The 14,423-nt window shown below is 67.5% G+C and carries 15 protein-coding genes; 9 read left to right on the forward strand and 6 right to left on the reverse strand.

All coding sequences use genetic code 11. The features are described 5' to 3' along the window. Position 1 precedes the first annotated feature (1 nt). A complete protein-coding gene (locus CA237_RS07170) occupies positions 2-1,012 on the forward strand; it encodes a glycerophosphodiester phosphodiesterase (RefSeq protein WP_066690903.1) in 1,011 nt (336 codons plus the stop codon). Between the two features lie 13 nt (positions 1,013-1,025). Beyond that, positions 1,026-1,274, forward strand: a complete 249-nt coding sequence (locus CA237_RS07175; protein ID WP_066690710.1) for a hypothetical protein — start codon at positions 1,026-1,028, stop codon at positions 1,272-1,274. Between the two features lie 144 nt (positions 1,275-1,418). Here the strand turns inward: CA237_RS07175 and CA237_RS07180 are convergent, their stop codons facing one another. Together CA237_RS07180 and CA237_RS07185 are read right to left on the reverse strand one after the other, a co-directional pair. Beyond that, positions 1,419-2,135 (reverse strand): alpha/beta fold hydrolase, encoded by a 717-nt coding sequence (locus CA237_RS07180; RefSeq protein ID WP_232307968.1) that lies wholly within the window; start codon positions 2,133-2,135, stop codon positions 1,419-1,421. Then, a complete protein-coding gene (locus CA237_RS07185) occupies positions 2,126-2,758 on the reverse strand; it encodes a TIGR02117 family protein (RefSeq protein WP_232307967.1) in 633 nt (210 codons plus the stop codon). The genes CA237_RS07180 and CA237_RS07185 overlap by 10 nt, the downstream gene beginning before the upstream one ends. A 48-nt stretch (positions 2,759-2,806) precedes the next feature. Here CA237_RS07185 and phhA point away from each other — a divergent pair, with 48 nt between their 5' ends. After that, a complete protein-coding gene (gene phhA / locus CA237_RS07190) occupies positions 2,807-3,673 on the forward strand; it encodes a phenylalanine 4-monooxygenase (protein WP_066690704.1) in 867 nt (288 codons plus the stop codon). Between the two features lie 29 nt (positions 3,674-3,702). On the opposite strand, the gene CA237_RS07195 is transcribed toward phhA, so the two are convergent. After that, positions 3,703-4,638 carry a 50S ribosomal protein L11 methyltransferase gene (locus CA237_RS07195; protein WP_066690702.1) on the reverse strand — a complete coding sequence of 312 codons (936 nt, stop codon included), beginning with the start codon at positions 4,636-4,638 and terminating at the stop codon, positions 3,703-3,705. Between the two features lie 184 nt (positions 4,639-4,822). Continuing rightward, entirely contained in the window at positions 4,823-6,172 is a 1,350-nt protein-coding gene (locus CA237_RS07200) for a methyl-accepting chemotaxis protein (protein ID WP_232307966.1), read from the reverse strand. Positions 6,173-6,423: 251 nt separating this feature from the next. Between CA237_RS07200 and sdhC the strand changes: the two genes are divergently transcribed. From sdhC to CA237_RS07230, 6 genes are all read left to right on the forward strand, one after another. Continuing rightward, complete coding sequence (gene sdhC / locus CA237_RS07205) at positions 6,424-6,828, forward strand: succinate dehydrogenase, cytochrome b556 subunit (RefSeq protein ID WP_126013509.1); 405 nt, start codon at positions 6,424-6,426, stop codon at positions 6,826-6,828. Continuing rightward, positions 6,828-7,214 (forward strand): succinate dehydrogenase, hydrophobic membrane anchor protein, encoded by a 387-nt coding sequence (gene sdhD / locus CA237_RS07210; RefSeq protein ID WP_066690698.1) that lies wholly within the window; start codon positions 6,828-6,830, stop codon positions 7,212-7,214. Before sdhC ends, sdhD begins: the two co-directional genes overlap by 1 nt. Next, positions 7,214-9,031, forward strand: coding sequence for a succinate dehydrogenase flavoprotein subunit (gene sdhA, locus CA237_RS07215; protein ID WP_126013512.1), 1,818 nt, complete (start codon positions 7,214-7,216; stop codon positions 9,029-9,031). The genes sdhD and sdhA overlap by 1 nt, the downstream gene beginning before the upstream one ends. 519 nt (positions 9,032-9,550) lie before the next feature. Continuing rightward, positions 9,551-10,120, forward strand: a complete 570-nt coding sequence (locus tag CA237_RS07220) for an ATP-dependent Clp protease proteolytic subunit (protein WP_126013515.1) — start codon at positions 9,551-9,553, stop codon at positions 10,118-10,120. 155 nt (positions 10,121-10,275) lie between these two features. Beyond that, positions 10,276-11,184 carry an XdhC family protein gene (locus CA237_RS07225; protein WP_126013518.1) on the forward strand — a complete coding sequence of 303 codons (909 nt, stop codon included), beginning with the start codon at positions 10,276-10,278 and terminating at the stop codon, positions 11,182-11,184. Further along, positions 11,174-11,818: a nucleotidyltransferase family protein gene (locus CA237_RS07230; RefSeq protein WP_126013521.1), complete on the forward strand. Its 645-nt coding sequence runs from the start codon at positions 11,174-11,176 to the stop codon at positions 11,816-11,818. The genes CA237_RS07225 and CA237_RS07230 overlap by 11 nt, the downstream gene beginning before the upstream one ends. Before the next feature lie 453 nt (positions 11,819-12,271). On the opposite strand, the gene CA237_RS07235 is transcribed toward CA237_RS07230, so the two are convergent. Then, positions 12,272-13,651 (reverse strand): UdgX family uracil-DNA binding protein, encoded by a 1,380-nt coding sequence (locus tag CA237_RS07235; RefSeq protein ID WP_066690683.1) that lies wholly within the window; start codon positions 13,649-13,651, stop codon positions 12,272-12,274. Between the two features lie 268 nt (positions 13,652-13,919). After that, positions 13,920-14,396 carry a hemerythrin domain-containing protein gene (locus tag CA237_RS07240; RefSeq protein ID WP_066690680.1) on the reverse strand — a complete coding sequence of 159 codons (477 nt, stop codon included), beginning with the start codon at positions 14,394-14,396 and terminating at the stop codon, positions 13,920-13,922. Between the last annotated feature and the right edge of the window lie 27 nt (positions 14,397-14,423).

Consider the following 14,423-nt stretch of genomic DNA (forward strand, 5'->3'; position numbering starts at 1 on the left):
GATGGCGGGAATTCTGGGGGCGACGATGGTGACGGCAGAGGCTCCGCTCGACAGGACGCCGATCGTGATCGCCCATCGCGGCGCCAGCGGATCGCGCCCCGAACATACGCTCGCCGCCTATGAACTGGCGATCGAACAGGGGGCGGACTTCATCGAACCCGACCTCGTGCTGACGAAGGACAATGTGTTCGTCGCCCGGCACGAGAACGAGATTTCGGAAACTACCGACGTCGCCGAGCATCCTGAATTCGCCACTCGCCGCACGACCAAGACTATCGACGGCGTGGCGATGACCGGCTGGTTCACCGAGGATTTCACCCTCGCCGAACTGCGCACGCTGCGCGCGAAGGAACGCCTGCCGCTGCTGCGTCCCGACAACAAGGCTTATGACGGCCGGCAACCGGTGCCGACCCTCGCCGAGGTCATTGCGCTGGCCAAGCGTGCCACCGCCGCGACCGGCCGTACCATCGGCATCTACCCAGAAACCAAGCACCCGACCTATTTCGCCTTGATCGGCCATCCGATGGAGGCGCGGCTGGTCGCCGAACTGCGCGCCGCCGGCTGGGACAGCGCCACGGCGCCGGTGTTCATCCAGTCGTTCGAGGTGAACAACCTCAAGGCGCTGAAGAAACTGACCAAAATCCGCCTGATCCAGCTGATGAACGACACCGGCGGCCCGGCCGATCATCCGGTCGACGATTATGCGACGATGGCGACCCCGGCGGGGTTGAAGGCGGTGGCGACCTATGCCTGGGGCATCGGCCCGAACAAGGTCATGATCGCGGGCGGCAAGCCGCTGGTCCGCGACGCCCATGCGGCGGGCCTGCGCGTCCATCCCTGGACGTACCGCGCCGAGAATATCTTCTTGCCCGAAGCGTATCGCGTGCCGGGCGATCCCGCGACGCACGGCCGGATCGGGCAGGAGATCGCCGATGCGGTCGCGGCGGGCGTCGATGGTTTCTTCACCGATTACCCGCTAATCGGGGCGCAGATACGCGACAAACCCTATTGAGGATTCGGAACCGATGCGACTGGCGTGGATGGTGTTGGCGGTAGCGCCGCTGACCGGTGGGTGCGTCAGCACGGTATGGGACGTCGCGACCGCTCCGGTCCGCGCCGGCGCGCAGGTGATCGACTGGACCACCACCAGCCAGTCGGAAGCCGACCGCAATTACGGCCGCAAGATGCGCAAGAAGGAAGCCCGCGAGGGCCGCGAAATGCGCAAGGAAGAAGCGCGGCGTCGGCGGGAGGAACGACGCCGCAACGACGATTGAGCGGTCACCGAGAATCGGCGCTCGTCCCAAACGTCACCCCAGCGCAGGCTGGGGTCTCTCGCGGATCCTGTCCCGCCCGATAACCGGGAGACCCCAGCCTGCGCTGGGGTGACGTCCGTGGCGGGGTATGACGAACAGCAAATCCTACCGATTCCCCGCCAGCGCCATCGCCACCGCGCGCAGCACGATCAGCCGGGTCTGCACGCCATAATGGCTGCTCACCACCTCGACCGCGCGGCATCCCGGTTCACCCGGCGCATGACAGCCAAGGCCATTAACCAGCCCGTCGCTGGCGCTCCAGATCGCGGTGGCGGGAACCGGCAGCGGCCGGCGCACTTCGTCGGCCAGCGCCAACACGGCGGGGTCGTCGACCGATTCGCCGCTGATCCATTCGTACAGCCGCCACACCCGCGTCGATCGCGCCGGCCCGGCATAGGGGCTGGCGACCGTCACCACCTGTTCGATCAGATCGGGCCGGCGATGCGCGACCAGCCGCGCCATGATCCCCCCCATGCTGACCCCGACCATCGCCACCGGCCGACCGGCCACCTGTGCCAGAGCATCGACCCGGTCGATCAGCGCGCTCGCATCCGTCCCGATACTGCGCTGCCCGAAATTGCGACCCAATCCCCAGCCGGATGGCGCGTGGCCCAAGTCGCGCAGATAGCGCGCCATGATCGTCATCGACCGGTCACTGTTGAACAGGCCGGGCAGCAGCATCACCGGCTCTCCGGAGGCACGCGGCACCCCCGCCAACGCCTGCCGCCACCGGAACGGCACGCCGGCCAGTGCCAGCGCGGCGCGCGGCGTCTCGATCAGGAACTGGCCGAGCGGGGGCGGGGGCAGGGTTTCTACAGCCACGCCGTCACCGTCACCGGAAACGGCGTCCACCGCCCCATCGGCACGCCCGCCGCGCGCAGCATCCGCCCGGTCCACGAATTGCACGTCTCGACCGCACTATAGCGCCCCCGCGCGACGTAGAAGGCATCGGACGGGCCATAGCCATGCACCGGGTCGGTCCGCGCGGCAAAGCTCGCGCGGATCGCGGCCACCAGCCGGCGATATTGGTCGGGCGTCAGCATCACCGGATAAACGCCCGGCTCGCCTACCGGCTCCGGCAGGTGCCCGACATGCATCACGACCGCATCGCTGCCGATCGCGGCGGCGGCGATGGTCGCGGGCCGGACATCGGCCCAGCTCGGCGTGCCGAGATAAAAGGCGCGGTCGCCCCAGCCGATCGACAGCCACCCATGGCCGGTATAGCGCGGATCGGCCAGATCGCCTGCCCGTACCAGATCGTCGAACCCCATGCCCGCGGCATGCTTGGGCAGGACGATGCCGGTATGGATGCCGTTATCCTCGACATAGATGCGGATGCCCTGCGCCGGCGGTGCCTGTCCGCCCGCCGGGATCGCCCCGCCGACCAGCCCGGCGAACAGGTACAGCAGCAGGGTCAGCACGACCGCGCCCACCATACCAGCCATTCGGCGCAGCCATTTCCGTCGCATCGTTTCCCATGCTACTATTTGCGGATGGCAAGCGAAACCCATGTACTCGACCGCCCGCCCGCCGGGGCCAATGCCGACTGGACGATCCCGCAGCGCTGGGACGCCTATAGCGCCGAAGACCATGCGACGTGGGACACGCTCTATGCGCGGCAGATGAAGTTGCTGCCCGGTCGTGCGTCGGACGCGTTCCTGCGCGGGCTCGATGCGCTCAAGCTGTCCGAATCGGGCATCCCCGATTTCGAGGAACTGTCCGACCGGCTGGAGGCGCTGACCGGCTGGCGGGTGGTCGCGGTGCCCGGGCTGGTGCCCGACGACGTCTTCTTCACCCACATGGCCAATCGCCGCTTCGTCGCCGGCAACTTCATCCGCCGCCCCGACCAGCTCGATTACCTGCAGGAACCCGACGTCTTCCACGACGTGTTCGGCCATGTGCCGATGCTCGCCGACCCGGTCTTCGCCGACTATCTGGCCGCCTATGGCCGCGGCGGCCTGCGCGCGCTCGAACTCGGCTCGCTCAAGCAGTTGGCGCGGCTCTACTGGTACACGGTCGAATTCGGGCTGGTGCAGGAGCCGGAGGGCCTGCGCATCTATGGCGCCGGCATCGTGTCGAGCGCGTCGGAGACCCGCTTCTCGCTCGACGATCCCAGCCCCAACCGGATCATGCTCGACCTCGCCCGCGTGATGCGCACCGATTACCGGATCGACGATTTCCAGCAGACCTATTTCGTCATCCCCAGCTTCGACGAACTGCTGCGCCTGACCGTCGAGACCGACTTCGCGCCGGTCTACGAAGCGATCCGCGAGGAGCAGGAGATTGCGGTGGATGAGGTGCTACCGAAGGATGACGTCGTCACCGAAGGCACGCAGCACTACGCCCGGTCGAAGGCCTGAAAGCTCCTCCCCGCTGCGCGGGGAGGATCTCACAAATCCAACGCCCACCCGTCGCGGCCCTTGGGATCGATCGGCGCGGTCGGCACGAACCGCTCGGCCCCGGCGGTCAGCCGCAGCACGCTCCAGTCGCCCCGCCGGTCGACGTCCTCCAGCGAACAGCCGCACGCCGCATAGGCCGCGACCACATCCGCGCGCTGCGTCTCCAGCAACCCGGCCAGCACGATCGTCGCGTGGGCGGCGGCGATCGCCGCCACTTCCGGCGCCATCGACATCAGCGGCCCGGCAAGGATGTTGGCGATCAACAGGTCGTACGGCGCCGCCGCGGTGATATCGTCGGACAGCGCGCCATCGGCCACCACCAGTTCGACCCGATCGACCGCGTTCAGCGTCGCATTCACCGCGGTCACGTCGATCGCGACGGGATCGATATCGGTCGCGATCACCCGCGCCGTCGGCCACAGCTCGCGCGCGGCAAAGGCGAGCAGGCCGGTCCCGGTGCCCAGGTCGATGACGTTCCGGAAATCCCGGTCCGCCATCCGGTCGAGCATCGCCAGGCACCCGCTGGTCGTCTCGTGGTGCCCGGTCCCGAACGCCCGTCCGGCATCGATCAAAAACGCCCGCGCGCCCGCCGGCACCGCATCGGCATAGGCGGCGGTATGGACGAAGAAGCGCCCGACATGCAGCGGCTCCAGCCCCGCCTGGCTCATCGTCACCCAATCCTCGTCGCCCAGCGCCTCGACCTGCGGTGGCGTGCCCGCCGCACTCGGCACCAGCGCGGCGATCGCGGCGATGGCGGCATCGTCCGGCTCGGCCTCGAAATAGGCGTCCAGCCGCCACGTCTCGGTATCGTCCTCGACCGTCTCGGTGGTCATCAGCACCGGCGCGGGATCGATGCCGAAATCCTCGGCTGCATCGATCGTCTCCGCCTCGGCGCGGGTGCAGGGGAGGGTGAGTTTCCAGCTCATCGTGCGGGAGCCGTCAGGGTCGGGGATGCCATGGCCGCGCGGTGTAGGCGCGGGCGCGGGGACATTCAATGCGCGGCCCGATCAAGGCAACATCCCCCGGACTTGATCCGGGGTCCCGCTCCTGTTGGTGCTGTCCGTAGGAGGCGGAACCCCGGACCAGGTCCGGGGGCAGGGGGTGCCGCGCTTACGCGGCGACCTTGCTGATGAACTCGACGGTGCTCGCCTTGAGCGAGCCCAGCTCGCCGTCCAGCAAGAAGAAGCCGTCGCCGACCCGGTCGATTTCCGACGCCACCGTTTCGGTATCCTCGCGGATCGCGGCGATGGTCGACGACATCGAATCGGCGGCCAGCGCGGTTTCGTCGACCGCGGCGGTGATCGCGGTCACGGTCTGCGCCTGCACCTCCATCGCGCTGCGGATGCGGTTGGCGCTTTCCTGCACTTCGGTCACGGTCGAGCGGATCGATGCGTTGGTCTCGACCGTCGAGCGCGTGGCCGCCTGGATCGCGGCGATCTTGGCGGCGATGTCGTCGGTCGCGCGGGCGGTCTGGCTGGCGAGGCTCTTCACCTCCTGCGCCACCACCGCAAAGCCGCGGCCGGCATCACCCGCGCGGGCGGCCTCGATCGTGGCGTTGAGCGCCAGCAGGTTGGTCTGCCCGGCAATGTCGCGGATCAGCCCCAGGATCGATTCGATCGACTTGGCATGGTCCGACAGCGCTTCCGACATGCCGACGGCGGTGCCGGCCTGTTCCGACGCGCGGGTGGCGATCTCGGCGGCGGCCTCGACCTCCATCCGCGCATCCTCGATCGCGCGGATCAGCCCGGCGGAGGTGGCGGCGGCTTCGCGCATCGCGACCGCCGACTGTTCGGCGGCGGCGGCGACTTCGGACGCCTTGCCCAGCATGCCGCGGACATTGGCCGAAGACCGGCTGGCATGGATGCGCAGCGTGTCGCTCTCGCGGCTCGCCCGCTCGACCGTCGCGCCGATATTGTCGCGGAACTCATGCGCCAGCTGGTCGCGCGATTCCTGCAGATCGTATTGGAGATAGGCGTTGAACAGCGACACGAACACTTCGGATTCCAGCGACCGCAGCCGGAACAGCAGCTCGGCGGCATAGCGGAACGCGGCTTCGTCCTCGATCCCGCGACGCAGCACGTCCAGCAGCGTGCGCGCGCCGGCATCGCCCATCGACAGGATCGCGGTCAGCGTGACGTCGGCGGCGAATGCGCTGGCGACGGTCCGCTCGCACGATTCTACCCAGGCCAGGCCGGTCAGGTTGGTGAAGCGGTTGCGCAGATAGGCGACGCCCAGCTCGATCATCCGGTCGTAGTTGCGGTGCATGCTGTTCGCCCCGCCGACCTTTTGCGACTGCTGGAAATGCGCGGCGGCGACTTCGCGGGCATGCGGTTCGATGATGGTCCACAGCTCGCGCGCGGCGGCAACGTCTTCGGCGGAAATGTTGAACAGGTGCAGGCGCTCTTGCAGATCGATCGTCCGGCTCACGCTTTCCGGTGCCGGCAGCTTCCTGGTCCCCACGATTCGCTTCCCCTGTTCGCTGGCGCCCGCAACTGGCACGGCGGACCCCTGTAGCTGCCGGGGGTAACGTGCAGGCGTTAACAGTCGGTTGACCACGGGTCGGGCGTCGTTCGCGCAATGCCGGGGCCGGCCCTTTCGTGCATGCAGACTTGCATCGGCGGGGCGGGTGCGTAGATAGGCCACAATCGCTGGAAATCCGCATCCGCCCGACGTGGCTGCGCGCGCTGCTTTGAGGAATGTCCGACTTGGCCATGGTCCGCCCGAAAAACCGCCCCGTTTCGCCCCATCTCCAGGTCTGGCGCTGGGGGCCGAACATGCTGGTGTCGATCCTGCACCGCGCGACCGGCGTCGCCATGGGCACGGTCGGCCTCGCGCTGTTCGTGTGGTGGTTGGCCGCACTGTCGGGTGGCGAGGACAGCTATGCCCGCTTCCTGTCGTGGTTCACCGGGCCGTTCGCGCCCATCGGCTATCTGGTCGGCATCGGTCTCAGCTTCGCGCTGTTCCAGCATATCGGCAACGGCATCCGCCATTTCTTCATGGATATCGGCGCGAATTTCGAACTGAAGGGCAACCGGCAGAGCGCGGTCGCGACGATCGTGTTCGCCGCCTGCGCGACTGCCGCGCTGTGGGCCTGGCTGCTGGTGGGGAAGCACTGATGGGTAACGGAACCAGCATCGGCCGCGTTCGCGGCCTGGGATCGGCCAAGGCCGGTGCGCATCATTTCTGGCATCAGCGGCTGACGGCGGTCTCGAACCTCGTCCTCATGCTGTGGTTCGTGCTCTCGCTCGCGCTGCTGCCCGCCTATGACTACGACACCGTCTATGCGTGGGTGTCGTCGGCATGGGGCGCGGTGCCGCTGATCCTGCTCGCCACTTCGGTCTTTTACCATGCCAAGATGGGCCTGCAGACCGTGATCGAGGATTATCAGCATGACGAAACGCGCGTCGTCGCGCTGATCGCGCTGAACCTCGTCTATGGCGCGGGCTGGCTGCTCGCCGCCTTCTCGATCCTCCGCATCGCTTTCACCGGGACGCCCGCATAATGGCCACCGACGCTTACAAGATCATCGACCACACCTATGACGCGATCGTCGTGGGTGCGGGCGGCTCCGGCCTTCGCGCCACCATGGGCATCGCCGAAGCCGGCCTGAAGACCGCCTGCATCACCAAGGTGTTCCCGACCCGCAGCCACACCGTCGCGGCACAGGGCGGCATCGCCGCCAGCCTCGGCAACAATTCGCCCGACCACTGGTCGTGGCACATGTACGACACCGTCAAGGGTTCCGACTGGCTCGGCGACCAGGACGCGATCGAATATATGGTCCGCGAAGCCCCGGCGGCGGTGATCGAACTGGAACATGCCGGCGTGCCGTTCAGCCGGAACGAGGACGGGACGATCTACCAGCGTCCGTTCGGCGGCCATATGCAGAATATGGGCGAAGGCCCCCCGGTGCAGCGCACCTGCGCCGCCGCCGACCGTACCGGCCACGCCATGCTCCACGCGCTGTACCAGCAGTCGCTGAAGTATGACGCCGACTTCTTCATCGAATATTTCGCGCTCGACCTGATCATGGAGGACACGCCCGAGGGCAAGGTCTGCCGTGGCGTGATTGCGCTGTGCATGGAAGACGGGTCGATCCACCGTTTCCGTGCCCATTCGGTCGTGCTGGCGACCGGCGGCTATGGCCGCTGCTATTTCTCGGCGACTTCCGCGCATAGCTGCACCGGCGACGGCGGCGGCATGGTGCTGCGCGCCGGCCTGCCGTTGCAGGACATGGAATTCGTCCAGTTCCACCCGACCGGCATCTACGGCGCGGGCGTGCTCATCACCGAGGGCGCACGCGGCGAGGGCGGTTACCTGACCAACAAGGACGGCGAGCGGTTCATGGAACGCTACGCCCCCTCCGCCAGGGACCTCGCCAGCCGCGACGTCGTCAGCCGGTCGATGGCGATGGAGATGCGCGAAGGGCGCGGCGTCGGCAAGGACGGCGACCATATCTTCCTGCACCTCGACCATATCGATCCGAAGGTGCTGGCCGAACGCCTGCCGGGCATCACCGAAACCGGCAAGATCTTCGCCGGCGTCGACCTGACCCGCCAGCCGCTGCCCGTCACCCCGACGGTCCATTATAACATGGGCGGCATCCCCTGTAATTATCACGGCGAAGTCGTCACCATCAAGGACGGCAACCCGGACGCGGTCGTGCCCGGCCTGTTCGCGGTCGGCGAAGCGGCCTGCGTGTCGGTGCACGGCGCCAACCGTCTCGGCTCCAACTCGCTGATCGATCTGGTCGTGTTCGGTCGTGCGACGGGCCTGCGGCTCAAGGAAACCCTGAAGCCGAACACCCCGCACAAGCCGCTGCCGGAAGGGTCGGCCGACCTCGCGCTCGCCCGCCTCGACAAGTTCCGCAACGCGAGCGGCAGCAAGCCGACCGCGCAGATCCGCCTCGACATGCAGAAGACGATGCAGAAGCACTGCGCCGTGTTCCGCGACGACGCGCTGCTGAACGAAGGCGTGACGATGATGGAGGATATCTATCGCTCGTTCGCCGACGTGCACGTCACCGACAAGTCGCTGATCTGGAACACCGATCTGGTCGAGACGCTCGAGCTCGACAATCTGCTGGCGCAGGCGATGGTGACGATCAAGTCGGCGCAGAACCGCAAGGAAAGCCGCGGCGCGCATGTGAACGAGGATTTCCCCGATCGCGACGACGCCAACTGGATGAAGCACACCATCGCGACCTTCGACGGCTGGGGCGGCACGCTCGGCACCACCGCGATCGATTATCGCCCGGTGCACGACTATACGCTGACCGACGAGATCGAATATATCAAGCCGAAGAAGCGGGTGTACTGAGCCTGTTTTCAAACGGTTGAGGGAAGGGCGATCGGTGCGGACCGGTCGCCCTTTTTGATTCACGCGAAGGCGCGAAGAAGAGTTGGAGTTTCGCGAAGGCACAAAGGACGCAGAAGATAGGGGTTCGCGCGGAGGCGCGGAGATGCGGAGGGTTCCGCAAGCGGAGCGGTCGCGACCCGACGCCAACCTGCCCACCCCCGTCACCCCGGGCTTGACCCGGGGTCCCGCTTCTTCTTCTGTTCGACGGGGTTAAGCAGCGGGACCCCGGATCAAGTCCGGGGTGACGATGGGGAGAGGTAACGCTCCTCGCGCCAGCGAGCCTCTCTCCATCTCTCCCCACGAACCCGAATGCCGCAACGACACGGCCCGCCCGCCAGACACGAAACCCCTCCGCGTCTCCGCGCCTCCGCGCCTCCGCGCGAGCCTCTGAACTTTCTTCTCCCGCCAACGACCCATCCCCGGAACATAACCCCGCTCCCCCCGGTTCCGCCGCCGACCACGCCAGAGGGAACGCCCGTCATGTCCGACACCAACGTCAACGATTATCCGCTGCTCGCCCGCCCGCACGTCCACCTCGCCGGTCCCGTTGACCATGCGATGTACGAAAGCTTCCGCAACCAGGTCATCAACGCCCCCGCCGACGGCCCGCTGGTCGTGTCGATCTCGACGCTCGGCGGCGATCCCGAAGTCGCCCGCGCGATGGGCGACGATATCCGCCTGCTCCGCGACTATACCGGCCGCGAGGCGCTGTTCCTCGGCAAGGTCGCGGTCTATTCCGCCGGGTCGACCTTCATGTCGGCCTTCCCGGTCAACAAGCGTTTCCTGACCAAGGGCACGCGACTGATGCTGCACGAGCGGCAGATGACCAGCACCATCGAACTGTCCGGCCCGCTGAAGATGCTGGTCGCGACGCTGAAGGCCAAGCTGCACGAGATCGAAACCTCGGTCGAGATCGAGGAAGAGGGCTTCCGCGCGATCGTTGCCGGGTCGCAGGTCCCGTTCGAGGAACTGGTCGAGAAGGCCCCGGCCAACTGGTATATCGGTGCCGAGGAAGCGAAGGAACGCGGCCTGGTGCTGGACGTGATCTGATATCTTTCCGTAACCCCCGCGCAGGCGGGGGTCCAGAGCCAGGCAACGCAACGGTAGCGTTCGACGCCCTGGACCCCCGCCTGCGCGGGGGTACGACAAGGGGCAGCACCACGCCACTGGCCACGCGCCCGAAATTCCCCCATCATCGGAACATCATGGCCGACAACGACACCATCCTGACCGCCGCCCGTGACTGGGCCGGCGCGCCGCTTGCCTTGGCCACCGTCACCTCGACCTGGGGCTCCGCGCCCCGCCCGCGCGGCAGCCACATGCTGGTCCATCAGGACGGCCGTTTCGAAGGATCGGTATCGGGCGGCTGCGTCGAAAGCGACATCCTCGCCACCGCCGCCGACGTCATCGCCGGCGCGCCCTTCGCCATCAAACGCTATGGCGTGGCCGACGCCGCCGCGTGGGAAGTCGGCCTGCCCTGCGGCGGCGAGATCGAGGTCATGGTCCAGCGCGTCGATGCGAATGGCTTCGACCCCGCGCTGTTCGACGCGATCGACGCGGCGGGCGCGGAGGGACGCGCCATCACCCTGTCGACCGACCGCACCACCGGTCGCACCAGCATCGGCGAGACGGAGGGCGCGTTCCTCAACCGCTACGACCCGCCGCGCCGCCTGCTGATCGTCGGCGCGGTACAGATCGCGCAGGCGCTGTCGGGCATGGCGCGCGAACTGGGCATCGCCACCACCGTCATCGACCCGCGTGCCCGCTTCCTGACCGAAGAGCGCTTCCCCGGCGTCACCCTCGACGATCGCTGGCCGGACGAGGCATTGCAGGCGTTGAAGCCCGATGCCGCCACTGCCGTCGTGACCCTCAGCCACGATACCAAGATCGATGACCCCGCGTTGATCGAAGCGCTGAAAACCCCCGCCGCCTATATCGGCGCGCTCGGATCGCGGCGCAGCCATGCCGCGCGGCTCGAACGCCTGTCCGCCGCCGGGGCGACCGCGCTGGAGCGGATCGACGGTCCGGTCGGGCTCGACATCGGGGCGATCGGCCCGTCCGAAATCGCGCTGTCGATCGCGGCGGCCATGGTAAGGAGCTTCCATGCGCGCTGAAGATACCGTCCTGATCCTGCTGGCGGCGGGTCGCTCGCAGCGCTTCGGCGATGCCGACAAGCTGGCGCAGGAGTTTCTGCACAAGCCGGTCGCCTATCATGTCGTCACCGCGCTGGAGGCGATCCCGTTCCTCGGCCGCGTCGCGGTGATCGACGGCACGAAACTGGACTTCGCCTCGCGCGGGTTCGACGTGATCGTCAACGAAGCCCCGGCGGAGGGCATGTCGCGTTCGGTCCAGCTCGGCCTGCGCGCGGCGCGGACCAAGGGCGCAAAGGGCGTGGTGATCGCGCTGGCCGACATGCCGCGCATCACCGCCGCCCATGTCTATCGCCTGCTCGACACTGCCCGCGACGATGCGGACGCGGTAGTCGCGTCGAGCGACGGGACGAGGCCGTGCCCGCCGGCCGTGTTCGGCGCGGGCCGCTTCGACTTCCTCCAATCGCTCGAAGGAGACGCCGGCGCCCGCGACCTCGTCCGCGCCGGCCGCCATGTCGTGACGACGCCGGCCGAACTGATCGACATCGACACCCCCGAAGACCTCGACCGCCTGCGTGCCATCGCCGAGGCCCCGGATCAGCACGACGCGATCACCCTGCCGCGGCCTGAGCCGTGGTGGCATCCGCGCCCGGAATGATTTTCCTACAGCGGGTGCTTTAGGTAGGCTCGCGGGAATGGGTTCACACGGAGGCGGGGAGAAGAAGGAAGGATTTGATCGCGCAGAGGCGCGGAGGGCGCAGAGAGGTGGCGCTCGCCGCGACAGCGGCTCTCTATGGGGGGAGCCGAAAGAGAAGGGCTTCGCCAGACAGACTGACGCCGCCCGCTCCACAACCCCTCTGCGCCCTCTGCGCCTCTGCGCGAAAAACAGCCTTCTTCTTCTACTCCGCGCCGCCGCGCCTTCGCGTGAAAACGATCTTTCTCACCGTCAGCCCCCAAACGTCGCCCCAGCGAAGGCTGGGGCCTCAAGCGGCTCCTGCCGCCCCCGGTAACGGAAAAATGCCATCCTCCGCCGGCATGACGCCCAGTTCAAACGGGAGGAATCGCTACCACCACAACAACGCGACGAGTGTGAACTTAGTGAACTTTGGCCTCACGCCATCGCCGCCGCCGCACCCTTCAAATCCTCGACGAACCGCGCAAACTCTTCTTCTGCCTGGATTTTATCGGGCAGCCGCAGCAAATAGCTCGGATGGACCGTGATCCAGCCGATCCCGCCATCGGCCAAGGTCAGCACCCGCCCGCGCTCGCGCGAGATCGTCACCGTCTTGCCGGTCAGCGACCGCGCCGCCGTCGCGCCCAGCGCCACCGTCATGCGCGGGCGGAGAATGCCGCGCTCCTGTTCGATCCACCAGCGACAGGCATCGATCTCGCCCACGCCTGGCTTGGCATGGATGCGCCGCTTGCCCCGCGGCTCGAACTTGAAATGCTTGACCGCGTTGGTGACATAGACTCGCGACCGATCGATCCCGGCTTGGGCCATCGCCCGGTCGAACATCTGTCCCGCCGGGCCTACGAAGGGGCGCCCCGCCAGATCCTCCTGGTCGCCCGGCTGTTCGCCGACCACCATCATATCGGCATCCACCGGCCCCTCGCCGAATACCGTCTGCGTCGCCGGCTTCCATAGCGGGCAGCGCTGGCAGCCCATCGCCTCGTCGCGCAGCGCCGCCCACGCCGCCTCGCTATTGCCACCGGGAGCCGCTCGTGCCGTCTCGATCATCGCCGCCTCGCGTGCCTGTGCCCCCGCGATCAGCGCCGGGACCAGCGCGGTTTCGGGCATGTTCTTCCAATATTTGCGCGGCATCTCCTTCAGCATCGCGCCCTTTTTCAGCCGGGCGGGATTGAAGATCGACGCGTAATAGGTCTTCCACGCCTCCTCGACCGGGTCGCCGTCGGGGGCGTCGGCCTTGCTGGCACCGGGCCCTTCGGACAGCGTCTCGCCGTCCCAGTGCAGCGACACCTCGGGCGTCAGGATCGACCAGCGCATCGCCGCGAACCGGTCGACGAAGAACCGGCCATTGTGGCGGACGATATGATGCTCCGGCTCGAACCACGCGACGAAGCGGGTGCCGCCCTCTTCCTCGACCTCGCGAAAGCGCAGAAAGGCGCGCATCTTGTGAATGTCGCGCCGGACCGCCTTGGCCATCTCCTCCAGCCGCCGCATCGCCGGATCGGCCTTGTCGTCGATCAGGCGGGGTTGATCGATCAGGCGGGTGAGCATCGCATAGAGCAGCGCGAATCGCTCCGGGTCGGCGTGCATCGCCACCGTCCGCGCCAGATCGATGAACGCTCGGGGCACGCGGGGGGCGGGGGCGTCGCCGACGACGATCGCCTCGTCGCCGAACAGGTCGGTGGGCAGGTCACCGACCTGCCACACCACCTCCGCCGGGGACACGCGCTGCGCGGCGAGCGACCGGGCGGCATCGCGCCACCCGTCGAAATCATCCGCCGCCGCCAGCGCCGCGACCCGCATTAGAGCCTGAAGGCCTGGTTTTGCCCCATCGGGACGGAGCCGATGCGGATCGGTGGATAGGAGTGAGGAAGGAGCGGGGCCTTGCCCCCATGACTGACGAGCGACGCCACCACAGGCCTGCATCGGCCCGCCGCTTCGCGGTTGCCCTGCGCCGCCCGCCGGACGTCGTCGCACCGCTTGCCCGGGCAAGGTGCCCACGCTGCACGGTACTCCTTGCCGACGAACGGCGCAGGGCAATCACGACGGGTCAAAACCAGGCCTTCAGGCTCTAGTCGCGGTCGTCGCCCGCTTCCGACGTCTCGGCAATCTCCAGTTCCTTGGGCTTGCGGTCCTCGAACACCTTGGCGATGCGCGCTTCCTCGGCATCGCTCAGTTCCTCGGCGGCGGCGGGGAACATCTCTTCCTCCTCCTCGTCGATGTGATGCTCGTAGCGGTGGCGCATCTCGGCGAAGCGCTCGTTCCATTCGTTGCTGCCGGCGTCCAGCTTGGCGATCTCGCCCAGATAGTCGTCGATTTCCTTATGCTCCGACACCGAATGGCGTGCCTCGTCGCGGAGATCGGGATTGGCGAGCATCGTCGCGTACAGCGCCTCCTCCTCCGCGGCGGCATGGGCCGACACCTCGACGCGAAATTCCTCGAACAGTTCGGCACGCTCGTCGCCCGTGGCCGCGTCGATGCGCTTCAACAGGTCGCGGTGCCGGTCGTGATCGGCCTTCAGGTCGGCATAGATGCGGGCGTCGGCCATGGGAAATTCCTTTGCTGGTTCGCACCG

The organism is Sphingomonas sp. ABOLH, from assembly GCF_003951715.1.
Taxonomy (GTDB): Bacteria; Pseudomonadota; Alphaproteobacteria; order Sphingomonadales; family Sphingomonadaceae; genus Sphingomonas; species Sphingomonas hankookensis_A.

What these genes read in the sequence shown, in the direction of transcription:
- CA237_RS07185 (WP_232307967.1), bottom strand. Translation starts at nt 2,758, where the DNA reads ATGGCTGGTATGGTGGGCGCGGTCGTGCTGACCCTGCTGCTGTACCTG.
- sdhC (WP_126013509.1), top strand. Translation starts at nt 6,424, where the DNA reads ATGGTCCGCCCGAAAAACCGCCCCGTTTCGCCCCATCTCCAGGTCTGG.
- sdhA (WP_126013512.1), top strand. Translation starts at nt 7,214, where the DNA reads ATGGCCACCGACGCTTACAAGATCATCGACCACACCTATGACGCGATC.
- phhA (WP_066690704.1), top strand. Translation starts at nt 2,807, where the DNA reads ATGGCAAGCGAAACCCATGTACTCGACCGCCCGCCCGCCGGGGCCAAT.
- CA237_RS07235 (WP_066690683.1), bottom strand. Translation starts at nt 13,651, where the DNA reads ATGCGGGTCGCGGCGCTGGCGGCGGCGGATGATTTCGACGGGTGGCGC.
- CA237_RS07240 (WP_066690680.1), bottom strand. Translation starts at nt 14,396, where the DNA reads ATGGCCGACGCCCGCATCTATGCCGACCTGAAGGCCGATCACGACCGG.
- CA237_RS07220 (WP_126013515.1), top strand. Translation starts at nt 9,551, where the DNA reads ATGTCCGACACCAACGTCAACGATTATCCGCTGCTCGCCCGCCCGCAC.
- CA237_RS07175 (WP_066690710.1), top strand. Translation starts at nt 1,026, where the DNA reads ATGCGACTGGCGTGGATGGTGTTGGCGGTAGCGCCGCTGACCGGTGGG.
- CA237_RS07225 (WP_126013518.1), top strand. Translation starts at nt 10,276, where the DNA reads ATGGCCGACAACGACACCATCCTGACCGCCGCCCGTGACTGGGCCGGC.
- CA237_RS07170 (WP_066690903.1), top strand. Translation starts at nt 2, where the DNA reads ATGGCGGGAATTCTGGGGGCGACGATGGTGACGGCAGAGGCTCCGCTC.
- CA237_RS07230 (WP_126013521.1), top strand. Translation starts at nt 11,174, where the DNA reads ATGCGCGCTGAAGATACCGTCCTGATCCTGCTGGCGGCGGGTCGCTCG.
- sdhD (WP_066690698.1), top strand. Translation starts at nt 6,828, where the DNA reads ATGGGTAACGGAACCAGCATCGGCCGCGTTCGCGGCCTGGGATCGGCC.
- CA237_RS07195 (WP_066690702.1), bottom strand. Translation starts at nt 4,638, where the DNA reads ATGAGCTGGAAACTCACCCTCCCCTGCACCCGCGCCGAGGCGGAGACG.